The 14,507-nt window shown below is 66.5% G+C and carries 16 protein-coding genes; 14 read left to right on the top strand and 2 right to left on the bottom strand.

All coding sequences use genetic code 11. The features are described 5' to 3' along the window. Window positions 1–22: 22 nt before the first annotated feature. Both AN218_RS22825 and AN218_RS36965 read right to left on the bottom strand, forming a co-directional pair. Window positions 23–1,288 (bottom strand): beta-ketoacyl-[acyl-carrier-protein] synthase family protein, encoded by a 1,266-nt coding sequence (locus tag AN218_RS22825; RefSeq protein ID WP_338059636.1) that lies wholly within the window; start codon window positions 1,286–1,288, stop codon window positions 23–25. Window positions 1,289–1,397: 109 nt separating this feature from the next. Next, entirely contained in the window at window positions 1,398–1,991 is a 594-nt protein-coding gene (locus AN218_RS36965; protein ID WP_070018764.1) for a GNAT family N-acetyltransferase, read from the bottom strand. 525 nt (window positions 1,992–2,516) lie between these two features. Between AN218_RS36965 and AN218_RS22835 the strand changes: the two genes are divergently transcribed. The 14 genes from AN218_RS22835 (at window position 2,517) to AN218_RS36970 (ending at window position 14,065) form a co-directional block, all read left to right on the top strand. Further along, window positions 2,517–3,770 carry a helix-turn-helix domain-containing protein gene (locus AN218_RS22835; protein WP_070018765.1) on the top strand — a complete coding sequence of 418 codons (1,254 nt, stop codon included), beginning with the start codon at window positions 2,517–2,519 and terminating at the stop codon, window positions 3,768–3,770. Window positions 3,771–3,810: 40 nt separating this feature from the next. After that, window positions 3,811–4,110, top strand: coding sequence for a hypothetical protein (locus tag AN218_RS22840; RefSeq protein ID WP_141747668.1), 300 nt, complete (start codon window positions 3,811–3,813; stop codon window positions 4,108–4,110). A 215-nt stretch (window positions 4,111–4,325) separates the two neighbouring features. Next, window positions 4,326–4,535, top strand: a complete 210-nt coding sequence (locus tag AN218_RS36175; RefSeq protein WP_141747669.1) for a hypothetical protein — start codon at window positions 4,326–4,328, stop codon at window positions 4,533–4,535. A 356-nt stretch (window positions 4,536–4,891) separates the two neighbouring features. Continuing rightward, complete coding sequence (locus AN218_RS22845) at window positions 4,892–6,238, top strand: ATP-binding protein (protein WP_070018767.1); 1,347 nt, start codon at window positions 4,892–4,894, stop codon at window positions 6,236–6,238. Beyond that, window positions 6,231–6,710, top strand: a complete 480-nt coding sequence (locus AN218_RS22850; protein WP_244900609.1) for a roadblock/LC7 domain-containing protein — start codon at window positions 6,231–6,233, stop codon at window positions 6,708–6,710. The genes AN218_RS22845 and AN218_RS22850 overlap by 8 nt, the downstream gene beginning before the upstream one ends. Beyond that, window positions 6,707–7,063 (top strand): DUF742 domain-containing protein, encoded by a 357-nt coding sequence (locus tag AN218_RS22855; RefSeq protein WP_070018768.1) that lies wholly within the window; start codon window positions 6,707–6,709, stop codon window positions 7,061–7,063. Before AN218_RS22850 ends, AN218_RS22855 begins: the two co-directional genes overlap by 4 nt. Then, window positions 7,044–7,643, top strand: coding sequence for a GTP-binding protein (locus AN218_RS22860; RefSeq protein WP_070018769.1), 600 nt, complete (start codon window positions 7,044–7,046; stop codon window positions 7,641–7,643). Before AN218_RS22855 ends, AN218_RS22860 begins: the two co-directional genes overlap by 20 nt. Then, window positions 7,640–8,893, top strand: a complete 1,254-nt coding sequence (locus tag AN218_RS22865) for a cytochrome P450 family protein (RefSeq protein ID WP_070018770.1) — start codon at window positions 7,640–7,642, stop codon at window positions 8,891–8,893. The genes AN218_RS22860 and AN218_RS22865 overlap by 4 nt, the downstream gene beginning before the upstream one ends. Before the next feature lie 5 nt (window positions 8,894–8,898). Further along, window positions 8,899–10,110 carry a cytochrome P450 family protein gene (locus AN218_RS22870; protein ID WP_070018847.1) on the top strand — a complete coding sequence of 404 codons (1,212 nt, stop codon included), beginning with the start codon at window positions 8,899–8,901 and terminating at the stop codon, window positions 10,108–10,110. Window positions 10,111–10,436: 326 nt separating this feature from the next. Then, on the top strand, window positions 10,437–11,333 hold the full coding sequence (locus AN218_RS22875) for an NAD-dependent epimerase/dehydratase family protein (RefSeq protein WP_070018771.1): 897 nt from the start codon (window positions 10,437–10,439) through the stop codon (window positions 11,331–11,333). Between the two features lie 122 nt (window positions 11,334–11,455). Beyond that, window positions 11,456–12,349: an SAM-dependent methyltransferase gene (locus AN218_RS22880; RefSeq protein WP_070018772.1), complete on the top strand. Its 894-nt coding sequence runs from the start codon at window positions 11,456–11,458 to the stop codon at window positions 12,347–12,349. A gap of 29 nt (window positions 12,350–12,378) precedes the next feature. Further along, on the top strand, window positions 12,379–12,933 hold the full coding sequence (locus tag AN218_RS22885) for a 3'-5' exonuclease (RefSeq protein ID WP_275936991.1): 555 nt from the start codon (window positions 12,379–12,381) through the stop codon (window positions 12,931–12,933). A 121-nt stretch (window positions 12,934–13,054) separates the two neighbouring features. Then, window positions 13,055–13,252 carry a DUF5999 family protein gene (locus AN218_RS38400; protein ID WP_079132475.1) on the top strand — a complete coding sequence of 66 codons (198 nt, stop codon included), beginning with the start codon at window positions 13,055–13,057 and terminating at the stop codon, window positions 13,250–13,252. Between the two features lie 453 nt (window positions 13,253–13,705). Further along, complete coding sequence (locus AN218_RS36970) at window positions 13,706–14,065, top strand: GntR family transcriptional regulator (RefSeq protein ID WP_171908763.1); 360 nt, start codon at window positions 13,706–13,708, stop codon at window positions 14,063–14,065. The last annotated feature ends 442 nt before the right edge of the window (window positions 14,066–14,507 follow it).

Genomic DNA, 14,507 nt, shown 5'->3' on the forward strand with positions numbered 1-14,507 from the left:
TCTTCCTTTCCGACGGTGCACCTCAGGCAGTGAGAACGAGCACGGCGTTGACTCCGCCGAAGCCGAACGACGAGCTGAGGGCGGCCCGGATGCCGCGCTGCTCCCGGTGGGCGCTGCGAACGACGTCGAGGTCCTCGATGTCGGCGTCGAGCTGCTCCAAGTTGCGGACTGCGGGCACGACTCCGGTCTGGATGGTGCGGATCGCGACGATCGCTTCCACGGCCCCGGCCGCGCCGATCATGTGGGAGGTGTGGCCCTTGATCGCAGTGACCGTGGGGCACGCGGGCCCCAGTGCGCGAGAGATCGCGCGCGCTTCGGCGGCGTCGCCCGCCAGCGTTCCCGTGGCGTGGGCGCTGACGTGGTCGATGTCGTACGGCGTCAACTCCGCGTCTGCTATCGCGGCTTGGAGCGTGCGCACCTGTCGCTCGGTGTCCGGCAACTTCCAATCGTTCGCGTCCGCGCTCACTTCGGCGCCGACAAGGTGAGCGTGGATCTTCGCTCCCCTGGCTTGGGCGTGCTCTTGCCGCTCCAGGACGAGTACGCCGGCGCCCTCGCCCATGACGAACCCGTCTCGATCGCGATCGAACGGGCGCGCGGCGCGTTCCGGGTCGTCGCACCGGCTGAGTGAACGGATGACGGCGAATCCAGCGATGCTGACGGGGCTGATACTCGCGTCGGCGCCCCCGGCGATCACGACGTCCGCCCGTCCTGTCTGGATGAGCATCCGCCCAAGCCACAGGGCCTCGGCTCCTGACGCGCACGCGCTGGAGGGGGCGTGCACGCCTGCCTGCGCGCCGAATTCGATGCTGACCGCTGCCGCCGGGCCCCCAGGCATGAGGCGCGTGACGGCCCACGGTGGAACGCGGGTCCAGCCCCGCTCATGCAGCGTGTCGTGTGCCTGAATGAGGCTGTTCGCGCCGCCTACTCCGCTGCCGAGCGCGACCGCGAGCCGCTCCGGGTCGACTTCCGTGACGCGGGATGGGAGGGAGGAGGTGAGGAGATCGGCGTCCGTGAGCGCCTCGTGAGCGGCCAGGAGGGCGACTTGCTGGCTTCGGTCCAACAAGGCGGGCAGCCGGCGGGCCATGCGGGCCTGCTCGTGGGGTTCCGGGTACAGGCATCGGGCGAGCGGTACTGTCGGGTCTTCGCGGAGCAGGCCGGCGAGGCGTACGGGGAGTGGCGGTCCGTCGGTTTCCAGCTTGGTGACGCCGGATTCGCCGCTGCGGATGGCTCCCCAGGTCTGGGCGACGCTGCCTCCCAGCGGTGTGGTCGCACCCATGCCGGTGACCACGACACGTGGCCGGTCAGCTGTTCGGGATGATCGCGAGTGGTTCACGGGAGCCTCCATCGAGGGTCGAGCTGCTCTGGGGTCCGCGGTGTGGGGCGCGTTGCGGCGGTGCTCATGTGAGGTCCAGGGCCAGGTCGACCGTGGCGGCGGTGTCGCCAGGTGCTTCGGTTGCTCCGACACGTCGCGCGATCTTGCGCATGGGCTGGTTGCTCGCGCCGGTGATGGAGCGGACGCGGCGAAAACCCTGGGCGCGGGCCCAGGAGAGGGCCCGGAAGATGAGGGCGGTACCGAGGCCGTGACGCTGCCAGTCGTCCTGGACGAGGATCCCGAAATCGAGGTCCTGCGGAGCGTCGCTGTAGCGGGTCAGCTGGGTGAGCGCGATGACCGTGCTCTCGTCGTGGAAGGGCTGTGTCACCCAGCTGCATCCGGTGTCCGGATGGATCACATGGAGCCACTGCCTCTCCCGCAGCGCCGGTGTGCCGGACTGGTAGCGGGCGCTTCGGGAGTCGGTTGTGCACCGCTCGAGCATGTCGTTGACGAGGGCGAGGTCGTCGACTCGGGCGGTGCGGGTGATGGTGAGCTGTCCGGCATGCGGCACGGGTGCCGCTCGAGCGTCGGCTCGCCGGCCGAGGACGTGCAGGGTCGGGGCCGTCCCCCCGCTGCCGTGCACAAGCGGAGCCACCCCCGCGACGGTGGGGATCACCATGCGAGCGACCTCCAGGCCGCAGCGGTGTCCGTCGTGCCTCGCGCGTACGCTGCTCCTTCGCCAGCGGGCGGTGTACTTCCGAGCACCGTCGGTTGACTGCTGAAGGAGTTGAGAACACTCGCTCGAGACTCGTCGGTGGGTCCAGCGGCCCCTCGACTCACGTGCGACCAGAGCCGCTTGAGGTCTGCTCTCGTCATCGTCACCTCCCAGGAGGGGGAACTTCAGGCGACGACTGAGGCGGAACGAACAGCTCTGACGACGCTGAACTGACTCGGAATCAGCCGCCCGCAGGACCGTAAGAACGCGCGCCTGTGGACAAGATCTCGCCAACGGACAGATGGCGTCTGCGACTTCAGGTCCGCACGAATGGGATGCCAATACATATAGCTGACGCATCACAGGTCACGGTGGCGCCGGCGGTCACGACGATGGCCAGCGCAAACCGTCCCATCGCCTGGCTCGGGTTCGGGGCGTTGCGGGTACCGTGCGAGGAGAGGGCCAGAACGATTGAGCAAGGGTGGGAGCATGCCGTACGAGGAGGAGCAAGAAGCCATCGGGCGCCGAATCAGGCGCCAACGTCTCCGACTTGGAATGGCGCAAGCTGACCTTGCGCACGCCGTCGGGAAGACTCAGGGCTGGCTGTCCAAGGTCGAGCGGGGCCGTCAGGAGTTGGACCGGACCGGCATGATCAGCCAGATCGCGCAAGCACTTCACTGCCATCCCAACGACCTGATCGACCGACCGTATGGCAGCACTACAGCCGAGAGCGGTCAGTGGCAAGCATCTGCCGCCGCCATCCTGCGGGAACTACGCCGCTACGACCTGACCCCTCTCTTCGACGGGCAACCTCGCCCCACGGGGGAACTTTGGCAGGACACCAGGCGACTCCACCGGCTCCGGGACGCGGCGGCAAACATCGCCATCATGCGCAGCTTGCCGGATCTTCTCCGTGAATCTCGGGCCCTTGCAGAAGTCGCGACAGGCCATGAGCGAGAGGAGGCGTTCGGCGTCTACGCAGTGTGCTGCAAGTTCGCCCACACCGCCGCTCACGCCCTCGGGCACCCCGAGCTGATTGCCACAGCCTGCGAGCGGGCATCCTGGGCTGCACAACGGTCTGGCGACCCCGTACTCCCCGCAGTAGCCGACTGGATGCGCGTGTGGGACATGTGGGCTACTGCCGACTGGGACGACGCCATCGCCCTCGCCGACAAGGCAATGCGTGGGATCGAGGACCTGTACGAACAGGGCGATCCGCTCGCAATTCGCGCCTGGGGGTCCTTGCAGTTGCGATCCGCGGTCTCCGCAGCGAGGGCAAACAACGCGGCCGAGTCAGACCACCGACTCAGCCTGGCCCGCCAAGCGGCCTCACGTTCGGAAACCCAAGCTGGACCGCCGACGTTCGACCGGCACTCGCTGACCTTCACCCGCGGCAACGTGCAGATCCACGGCATCAACGTGGCACTGGAGATGAGCGACCAGACGACCGCCCTGGATCTGAACAAGAAGCTCCCACAGGCACAACTGGAGGCGCTGCCTCACTCCCGACGGGGACACCACCGAATGGACCTTGCACGGGCGTTCCTATGGAACGGAGACCGTGAGAAGGCATTGGGGCAGCTACTGGAAGCTGAACGGCTGGCACCGCAACTCGTCAGGAACCATCCCATCGCGCGAGCGACGCTGAGGCGCATCGTGTACGCCGAACGCGCCTCGACACGAGAGCGTCTACGAGGTTTGTCAGCTCGATTTTCGCTCAGTGACCAGGAGTTATTCCGCTGATTCATATTCAGGGGTAGCCGCAGCCCTACCGTCCGTGGGCATGACGGGAGAGCGATCTACCCCCCAGGACGCCGTGCGCAGATTTTCGTCGGCCGGCGCCTCATCCAACTGGCCTCGGCGCGGCGACCTCGCCCACGACAAGCAGCGCGAGCGTGTCGGCGTGGTCGTCTCGCTGCCAGAGGACACCGAATCCCACCTCTATCACCTGCGCCCTGTCGGTGGTGGCGACGAGTGGGCCTCCACGCGCGACGACTTGGAGCCCCACTCAGACGCAGCAGAAGACGGGCTGACTCTTGCCGAAGCGGTCATGCCTCCGGACGACGGCGAGGTCGTGCCGTGAGGTCCATCAGGGCGCAGCAGTGCGCTGATCACTCGCGCATCGGTCGTGGCCGCGACAGCGTTGTGGCCGCTCCAACAGGCTGCCGAGGGCAGCTCCGCTCAGTCGCTCCTCACGCGTGTACGCGCCCGCCGGTCCCTGCCGCTCGCGGTCGAAATCCAGCTTCACCATGGCAGTTCCACCGGACTTGGCCCCTGCTCGACGCTGTGTGGAGTCGCATGATGCTGAGCAATCACCAGTTGCGCGAACTTGCAGAAATCCGCGCAGCAGAGACGGGCGAGACCGTCGATCGTGCCGCCGAAGTGCTGGGTGGGGCTGGTCGCGTGAGGAGCTGCGGGGACTCTCCTCGCCTCGACTCTCCTCATGAGCGCAACGACGGCGAGCAGCTTGCGAAGGTCTACACGTTCCCGGTTGGTGACCGGTGGTGATCGTCGGGCTCACTCGTGTGTCGAGTTCTCGCTCACGTCCGGGACTGGCTGATGAGCCTCCCTCTTTGAGGGATGCGACGAACGGCAGCCCGCCCGGTGCGGGCCTTCGCTTCAGCCGAGTTCCGGCAGGCGGTCTGACCACCTTCGTTGAGGGTCAGCGCGCTCCCGTTCGAAGCGAACTCAACGTCAGAGCGGCCGAATTGCTCAGTCAGCGCCGCATCTAGACCGGCCGCCGGGGCGTGGTGACCCCGTTCCTCGCGCCGTGGGCCCTCCCCCCGTGGGGCCCAGCCCGAGGGCCGTCCCCGCGCCCCGGCCGGCCATGCCAAGACGGCCTCTACTCCGCCTCAGGGATCTTCATGTTCGATGCTTTGACGACGACGGCAACGCTCCTGGGCTGCGGCCTTGCCGCATCCACCACGGTCTCGGTACGGCAGGCAGTGGCCTACCGAGCGCTCAGGCGGCGCGTGCAACCGCTCGAGGCTTCTTACGCGCAGGCGCAGCAGACCATCGCCGCGTTGAACTCGGAGTCACGTCACCTGGCCACAGTGCGGCTGTCAGCGGCCATGGACGTCGCCGCGCGTCGTTACGCAGGCGCCACGGTGCCTGGCCTCAGCAACTCCTCGCTGCAGGGGACGCCGCTGGATCACTACCACCAGGCCGTGTTGAAGCTGCTGTTCGAGGCCGTGGACATCACTCGCAAGGACATAGGCACGACTGCTCGCTCGGCGGTGCGGGACGGGATCGATGAGGCGCAGACCCACCTGGTGCGGTGCCAGATGAAAGCCCTCGAGGAGATGGAGAAGTTCCCGGAAGGCACGGCGTATAACCAGGGCCTAATGGAATTTGATCACTTGGTCACCAAGGCGATGCACCACATGCAGCGTATGCGCATCGTCACCGGCTCCTGGCCAGGAGTTCAGCGCGCGAACTGTCCCTTCAGCGAGATTGTTGAGTCCGCACGCGGCCGCATCGATGCGTATCAGCGGGTCAAATACACCTACGAGCCCGGTACCGGGGAGGTGTTGGTCGAGGGACGCGTCGTCGAGCCGCTCACGGTTGCCCTTGCGGAACTGCTGGCCAACGCGACCAGCTATTCGGCTGGCGAGGTGCTGGTCGAGGTCAAGCAGACGCAAACGGGATACGCCATCGTCGTCAACGACAGCGGCGTGAACATGAACCCCTACCAGCGCGACGCGGCAGCACAGGTCCTCGCTAGCGGCGAGTTGCTGGATGTCACCAACATGCCCGACACCAAGAAGTTGGGCTTCTCCGTCATAGGCCGACTGATGGCCGAGTACGGATTCCATGCCGATGTCAGCTCGACCTCCCCATACGGCGGCGTCAGCGCCGTTCTGCGTGTAGAGCCGCGCCTTCTGGGCGGTCCCCCGACCGAGGAAGAGCAGGCATCCGACCATCAACAGGTTGCCGACGGTCAGAACGCCCCTTCCCAGCACCGAAGCGTGCCCGCAGCCTCCGCACAACCTCTCCCTCCGGAAACGTCACACGTTCCGACAGCGGGTCCACCCGCTTTGCCTCAGCGCCGCCGCCGACAGCCGAAGCCCACCGGCATACGTCCTGGGGCACCGCAACCATCCGTCGAGGAACCAGCCGAAGACCCCGACGCGTTTGCCACTGGTTTCACCCACCTCACTCAGACGATCCGCGACACCGAAGACGAGCACAAGGAGAGCAGGCGTGACTGAACAGCCCACTGCCGACACCTCGGACATGAACTGGGTGATGGACAACCTCACCCAGGAGAAGGGCGTGATGCACGCCGTCCTGCTCAGCGGCGACGGCCTCAAGCTCGCCCACTCCAACACCCTGACCTGCTACACCGACGGATGCCGGCATAAGAGCGAGAGCGCTTGCCCACAGGCAGGAGCAGACCGGCTGGCGGCCAAGGCCTCCGGCATTAACTCCCTCGCCCGCGTGAGCGAGCACGAGTTCCCGGGCGCAGCGGACCTGAAGCCGCGGAAGGTCATGGTGGACCTGGACGGGCACACCCTTCTGGTCTTCTCCGGGGCGGCTCGCTCTTCTGTCGTCGTGTTTCTCGAGGCGGAGTTCACCAGTGCCGAGGTCTCCGTGGCTACGTCGGCGACCATCAAGGTGATCAACGGGCTTCGGGAGAAGCTGTCCGCACGGGAGCGGACCGACCACCCCCGGCGCTCATGACACCACCAGGCCGCCGGCGCGCCGGGATGGTCCGCCCCTACACGCCGACCGGGGGACAGGCCATCGCCTCACGCGCCAGCCTGGACCTGGCCACGATCCTCATCGCCGACCAGGACCGGCCGCTGCACGCGCTGAGCTCCCATCAGCACCGCGTGATGGAGCACTGCCTGCCCGGGCCCCTGTCGATCGCGGAGGTCAGCGCCCATCTGCAGCTGCCCGGCGCGGTCACCAAGGTCGTGGCCGCGTCCCTCGTCGACAGCGGTCACCTGATCAGCCGCGCTCCCGTCCCTGCCGCCCAGCAGCACGACAAGGAATTCCTGGAAAGGCTCTTGGATGGTCTCCGCAAGCTCTGAAGGCCACTATCTGGCCGCCGGCGTCACCAGTTCGGTGAAGCTGCTCGTGCTCGGACCGTTCGCGGTCGGCAAGACCACGCTCGTCCGCACGGTTTCTGAGATCCAGCCGCTGTCGACAGAAGAGCGGATGACGGAGGCCGGCGCACTCGTTGACGACCTTGGCGGCGTCGAGGGCAAGGAAACCACCACGGTCGCGATGGACTTCGGCCGCATCACTCTGACCGAGGACATCGTCCTCTACCTCTTCGGCGCACCCGGGCAAGATCGCTTCAAACCCATGATCGAAGACCTGATGGAAGGCGCCCTGGGCGGCATCGTCCTGGTCGACACTGCGCGCATTACCGATTCCTGGGATGCCATCGGCAGCTTGGAAGAAGCCGGTCTCGCGTACGTGATCGCTGTCAACGCCTTCCCCAACTCACCCAACTACAGCGAACCGGAGCTGCGTTCCGCCCTGGACCTGGACCCCTCTACGCCGTTGGTGGTCTGTGACGTCCGCGAGCCCAAGTCGGCGAAGGATCCGCTCATAGCACTTGTCTCGTACCTGCTCTCCCGCTCGCACTTGGAGCTCGCCCCATGACCACCCCACCGCCCGGGCAGGCGCGTCCTGCATCCAGCTGCCCGATGCTCTACGGTCCGGACTTTGCCGCCCGTCCGGACGTGACGTACGACCAGCTCCGCGATGCCGGCCCCGTGGGCTGGGCTGAGATCTCACCCGGTGTGCACGCGCTGGTCGTCACCGACTACCGAGCCGCCCTGACTCTGCTGAACGACAACGCTACCTACTCCAAGGACGCCCGCCGCTGGCAAGCTCTCCGAGATGGCCAGATCCCCCCGCGCAGTCCGGTGCGGGCGCTCATGGAGTGGCGCCCCTCCGCCCTGTATGCCGACGACCACGAGCATGCCCGGCTACGGTGGGCGATGGACGACTGCACCGCTCGCATCAGCTCCCACCGCCTGCGCGAGATCACCCGACGCTGTGCCCTCAGTCTGATCAACAAGGTCGCTGGCTGTGGTGCAGCCGACCTGATGGCCGATTACGCCGACACGCTGCCACTGCTGATCTTCGCCGAACTCCTTGGCTGCCCGGCCGAAATCGCAGCGCGCATGGTCAGCGCCTGCCAGGCCATCATCGCCGCCGACCATCGGGCCGCCCAAGGCTCCGCTGACTTCGCGATGCTCCTGGCGGAGTTGATCCAGATCAAACGCGCCCAGCCTGGCCAGGACTTCACCACCTGGATGCTGAACCACCCCGCCGCGCTCACCGACGAAGAGATCCTCAACCAGCTGTACTGCTGGACCGGTGCAGGCCTCATTCCCACCGCAGCCTGGATCGGCTGGGCCCTCCTTCGGCTCCTGCGCGACGAAACTTTCGCGGGCAACCTCGCCTCGGGTGCGCTTACCGTGCGCCATGCGCTGGAGGAGGTCCTCTGGCTCAAGAGCCCCATCGCGAACATGGCCGTGCACTTCGCCCGCGAAGACACCCACCTTCACGGCCGGCGCATCCCCCGTGGCGTTCCCGTGATGATCTCCCTGGCCGGCGCCAACACCGACCCGAACCTCCCGAAGGACCTGGGCTACGACAATCGCTCGAACCTGGCCTTCAGCGGCGGTAGCCATCGGTGTCCGGCCATGGGTGAGGCCACGACGATCGCACAGACGGGAATCGAAACCGCTTTCGATCGCCTGTGGGACATGGAACTGGCTTCGCCGGACGAGAAGGTCATCAACCGTCAGGGCCCCTTCCACCAGTGCCCCGACCGCATACCCGTCCACTTCCGCCCCAAGTCAGTCGACGGCACCAGCCTCGCCACATCAACCCGGAGGTGAACAGCATGACCGCAAGCACTCCCATCACTCTGGACCGTACCGGCCGCCATCTGCACACCGAAGCAGCCCAACTCCGCGCGGCTGGACCTGCCGTACGCGTCCAGCTGCCGGAGAACCTCACCGCCTGGTCCGTCACCCGCGGCGACATCGTCAAGAAGCTCCTCACCGACAACCGCGTCTCCAAGGACGCCCGCGCCTCCTGGCCCGGCTACCAGCCCGGAGCCATTGCGTGGCTGACCAGCTGGGTTGACGTGATCTCCATGTTCACCAGCGACGGACCTGACCATCACCGGCTGAAGAAGCTCATCGGCTCCGTCTTCAACGCCCGCGGCATCGACGCCCTGCGCCCGGCCATCGAAGCGATCGTCGCCGACCTCATATCCGGGCTTCGCCGACACCCGTCAGGTGACGTGGTGAACCTGCGGGCCGAGTTCTCCTACCAGCTGCCGACCCGTCTGATCTGCGACCTGTTCGGGGTGCCGACCCGCCAGCGGCCCAAGATGCTCCGCGTCATCGACGCCATCCTCGACACCCAAGCCACCGATGCAGAAGCGGCCGCCACGCAGCGCGATCTGTATGCGGCGATGGAGGCGCTGATCGAGGCCAAGCGGCGTTCCCCGGGCGAGGATATGACCAGCGGCCTGTTGGCCGCGCACGAAGAAGACGGCGACCGTCTCAGCGCTGACGAACTCGTCTCCACGCTCATCCTGATGATCGGGGCGGGCAGCGAGACCGCGGTCGCCCTCATCGACCACGCCGTCCTTGAGCTATTCCGACACCCCGACCAGCTCGCCCGCGTTCTGGCCGACCCCGACCTGTGGGACGAGGTGATCGAAGAGACCCTGCGTCTGCACGGCCCGATCATGCACCTCCCCATGCGCTACGCCACCGATGACATCGACCTCGGCGACGACGTCACCATCCGATGCGGCGACCTCATCCTGATCGCCTTCGCCGCCCACGGCCGCGACCCGAACGTCCACGCGGACCCCGACACCTTCGACCTTGACCGCGCGGACAAGCAGCATCTGGCCTTCGGCTACGGCATCCACTACTGCCTCGGCGCAGCCCTCGCCAAGCTCGAAGCCCGAATCGCCCTCCCCGCCCTCTTCGACGCCTTCCCCGACGTTCGCCTCGAGGAGGGCTACGTGCCCGAGCCACAGCCATCGTTCATCGCTCACGACGTGCGAGATCTCAACGTCCGCCTCACGACATGACACCACCGGGGATCGGCGGTCAGCGATTTTCCGATCCTCGGCCCGGCGCCCTTCGCTTCGCGCCTCCGGAGCGCACACGTCGCCTCTCCTCTGTCTCCAACGGCCCCCAGGACCACGCACGTACGACTCGACGGCTTCGACATAGCGAAGCCGCGTGACACCCAGGACAGCATCCTCATGTTCTCTCACACGCCTCGATGTACACCTCCCCGCGCAGACCGGTCCCTCAAGCGGGTCCGCGAGCAGGGCTGGCCGCTCCTGAGTAGCGCCGGGCTGGGATCCGACGCACGCGGTGAACAGTCCGCCGGGATTCCGTGGAGGCGGCCGTGAGGGTGCTGTTGCTGGGTGCGAGCGGGTACCTCGGGACCTCAATCGCCGATCGGCTGCTGGCGGACCCCGGAGTGCACCTCTTCACGCTTGGCCGCGGGGAAGACGCGAACGTACGTTTCGACCTGGCCGCCGATAGCCCGGGCGCGCTCGTCCGCTTCCTCGATGCCGTGGACCCGGGCGTCGTCATCAACTGCGCTGGCACCCCACACGGAACAGCAGCGGACCTGATCCGGGGCAACGTCGTCGCCACGGCGACCGTCTGCGAATCACTACGGCGCAGCCACTGCCAGGCCCGCCTGGTCCACATCGGGTGTGCCGCGGAGTACGGGCCCTCACACGTGGGCTCCCCACTCGCGGAAGACTCGGTACCGATCCCCTGGGGACCGTACGGCCTGAGCAAGCTGGCTGCGACGCAACTGGTGCTCGCCTCAGGGCTCAACGCCATCGTCTTGCGGGTCTTCTCCCCCGTCGGCCCCTATGGGCCGGCAAGTTCGCCGCTGCGGCAGCTGGCCCACGACATGTTCCGAGCGGTCGCGCGGGGCGACAGCGAACTGCGCGTGCCCGGGCTCGACGAGCAATGCGACTTCGTCGATGTGCGCGACGTCGCTCGGGCCGTTCACAGCGCTTCCCTCGCGACGGTTCAGGGAGTCGTCAACATCGGTTCCGGCACAGCGGTGCGGCTTCACGACGCGGCCACCATCCTCGCCCAGCTCGCGGGCTACGAAGGCAAGTTGCTCGGTCCCGAGCCAGCCACCACGGGCCGAAGCAACGGCGACAGGCGGCAGCAGCAAGCGGACATACACGCCGCCGACAACCGGCTCGGATGGCGACCTCGCATCGGCTTGGAGGAGTCGCTGGGGGATCTCTGGAGGGAGGCCACATGCCTCGTCTGACGACGTGGGATCCGGCCTCCCGGCATCGCGGTTCTCGAAGACCACGAACCGTCCCGACAGCAACAGAGCCGCACGCATTCCATGTGTGCCCTTGGCCGCCGCGCGCTCCACGGAGAACCCCGATGACGGAGAAGAACTGCAGGCCCCCAGCGACCTGCGAGATCGACACGACCGTGCCGCACCCTGCCCGCATGTACGACTACTACCTTGGCGGAAAGGACAACTTCCCCGCAGACCAGGAGGCTGCCGAGCGCGTACGGAAGGCCGTCCCGTTCATTCAGACCGTGGCTCTGGAGAACCGGGGCTTCATGCACCGCGCCACTCGAACGCTTGCCGGCGAGTACGGAGTTCGGCAGTTCGTCGACATCGGCTCGGGCATCCCCACGTCCCCCAATTTGCACGAGGTCGCGCAGGACGAGGCACCAGAGTGCCGCGTCGTATACGTCGACAACGACCCGATGGTGCTCGACTACACAGATGTGCTGGTCCTTAGTGCTCCCGAAGGCTGTGCCGGGAGCCTGCAGGCCGACGTACGTTACGACGCCGTCCTCGATCACCCCGACCTGCTGAGCCTGATCGACCTCGACCGGCCTGTCGCGCTGTCACTCAACGCGGTGATGCACTTCGTTCCCGACGAGGACGCCCCGTACGAGATCGTGCAGTCTCTCGTCGACCGGCTGTGCCCCGGGAGCTTTCTCGCGCTCTCGCACGTCACTTCGCAGTTCGATCCAGAGGCATGGGCCACCACAGAGAAGATCTACCGAAAGGCCGGGACTCCAGCACGGGCTCGCACTGAGAAGGAAATCCGGACGTTCTTCGCCGGACTGGAGCTAGTCGACCCGGGCCTGACAAGCACGCACTTGTGGCGGCCAGGCCGCGACCAGGGTGAAACTACCGCGTCCGAGTCCTCGATGCTCGCCGCGGTCGCGCGGAAGCCCTTCCGCCCAACGGCGACCGCCCAGGCTGCTTCGCCGCTGTCGGTGAACGAGTCCCGAGAGCCCCGGAGCGGTTCGTGATCACTGCATGGCCGCAGCCGCTTGTGTGTGTGCGTTTGGGGACAACTGGGCTCCCTCCTTACGACCTGGTGGAGCTCATCGCGGTGTCGGTGGTGGACGGCGCGCTCGCCGCCGAGCGAAGCCGCCAGTGGCTGATCCAGCCTCCTGGCCTCGTTCACCCCCGTGCCGCTCGCGTTCACGGACATACGACGACCTCTCTGTCCACTCTCCTGACCTGGGAAGAGATCAGGGTCCAGGTTGAGGCTGTCCTCCAGGACGTCTGGATTGCCACGCACAGCGTTCACGTCGACCTGCGCGAACTGACCACCCACCTGCCCGGGTGGAAGCCAGCCGGCGTCGTCGATACACGCCGCTTGGCCGAAGCGACGTACCCGACAGTCAGGGACTACCGCCTCGAGTCCCTCGTCCACGGGCTGGGCCTCGACATGAGCAAGGCGCCCGGTCGACCGAGCCGACTGCCGTACCAAGCATTCGCCATCGGCTCGCTCCTGCTGAGCGCCGCGAGGCACTACGAGTCGTGGGAGGGCCTGGCTGCGGCCGCTCGCCCCGTTGAGGGAGCGAGCTGTCGAGGGCAGCCGCCGTGAACGGCATCCCGCGCGGGTCCGTTCAGCAACGCCTCGTGCGATCGGCCTGCCGCGCCTTCACCTCGCTGGAGAACGCCTCCCCCGACCCTCAGCCCGTCCATCCGCATCTGGAGCACCGGAGATGTGCCAACACTCCCCTCAATGCCCGCCTTTCACGTCCCCCGACCGTGAAGCCGCCCACCCCATCGCCTTCTTCCCCCAGCAAGGATGGAGCCTCCTCTGCAACGAAGTCCTGCTCTTCGAGGACACCGGTGAGCTTCTGCCGGACGGACGGATCGTCGACCCGCACCGAGCTCCCGCAATCACCTTCGCTGCGTGACCTCGAAGTGCCGAGAAGGAGCCTGCTGTGTAGCGGCGTCTAAGACAACAGCGAGCTGCTCCCCGACGGGAAGATCATCGCCTCGCGTCGGTCGTACGCCGGCGATGGTCGCCTCGCATCGAGGTGACCATCCACGTCGGACAACAAGGCTCCACCGCGCTCTTCGCGTAGCGGTGACAACAGCAAGACGTGCTCGCTGAGCCCAAGCAGTTGCCTTTCTCTGATGAAACTATCCCCGCCTCATGGTCGGAGAACCTCGAAATGCTCCAGTCACAGGCCTTGCACCCCGGCCGGTCAACTCCACATCAGCACACCGCGTCTGCGAACTCCGGACAGGACGCGGAAAGGCTCGCTGCGACCATCAAACAGCTCATAGGGACAGGCTCCTACGCACCAGGGCACAACGTATCCGTGGAGCAGTTGAGTAGCGAATTCAGTGCACCGTTACCCATCATGAGCTGTGCGGTCCACCGGCTTCTCCGACAGGGCGCCCTGGAACTCGTCGGGGTTTCCTCGAATGAGGAGGGCCTCAAGGCGCATGAGGGGGCAGCCGTAGCGTATGCGGCACAGGAGCTACGCGAGCGGATCGCCTCGGGACAGTATCCGGAAGGGCTGCCGCTGCCCACCCAGAGGGCCCTCGTGCGGTCGCTGAAAATCGGAACGAACACCCTCAGCGCAGCCCTTAGCCGGGTCGCTTCCGAGGGCTGGCTTGATCGGAAGCCACGGCGAGCGGCCATCGTCGTCGTTCCCGTCCGCGATGGGCGCACCGTCCGAGTTCCCGCCGCTGTGCGTGCGGAGGCGGACCTCTCCTAACCGGCGAACTCTCTCCGTCTCTGCTCACGCGTCCGTACGGCTCAGCGGGGATCAGCCGCTGGGGGTTGGAACCTTCAGAAAGCAACGAAAGCGAGAGTGGTGCACTTGTCACGGCCGAATCCGCTGCGCGGGATGCGTGACGGTCGATTCCGGGATATGGCGAAGGCCGCTAAGAAGCAAGGTTTTGAACTTGAGTCAACCAGGAGCGGTCACGTGGCGCTTATATGCCCTGAGCCGCAGTGTAAGCAGCGGGTGACCTTCTCAAAGACCATCACAGGGAACGACATGGCCGCTTTCCAAACAGTGCGGAAAATCCTGCATCTGCACGGGTTTTCCTATCGGGGCCGCGGAGGGGAACACATAGCCGCTTTCACCAAGGAACCGAGCCGTTCGTAACCAGACACCGGGCATTCATTCGCTCTCCCTTCGATATCCAGAACCA

The organism is Streptomyces nanshensis, from assembly GCF_001751255.1.
GTDB lineage: Bacteria > Actinomycetota > Actinomycetes > Streptomycetales > Streptomycetaceae > Streptomyces > Streptomyces nanshensis_A.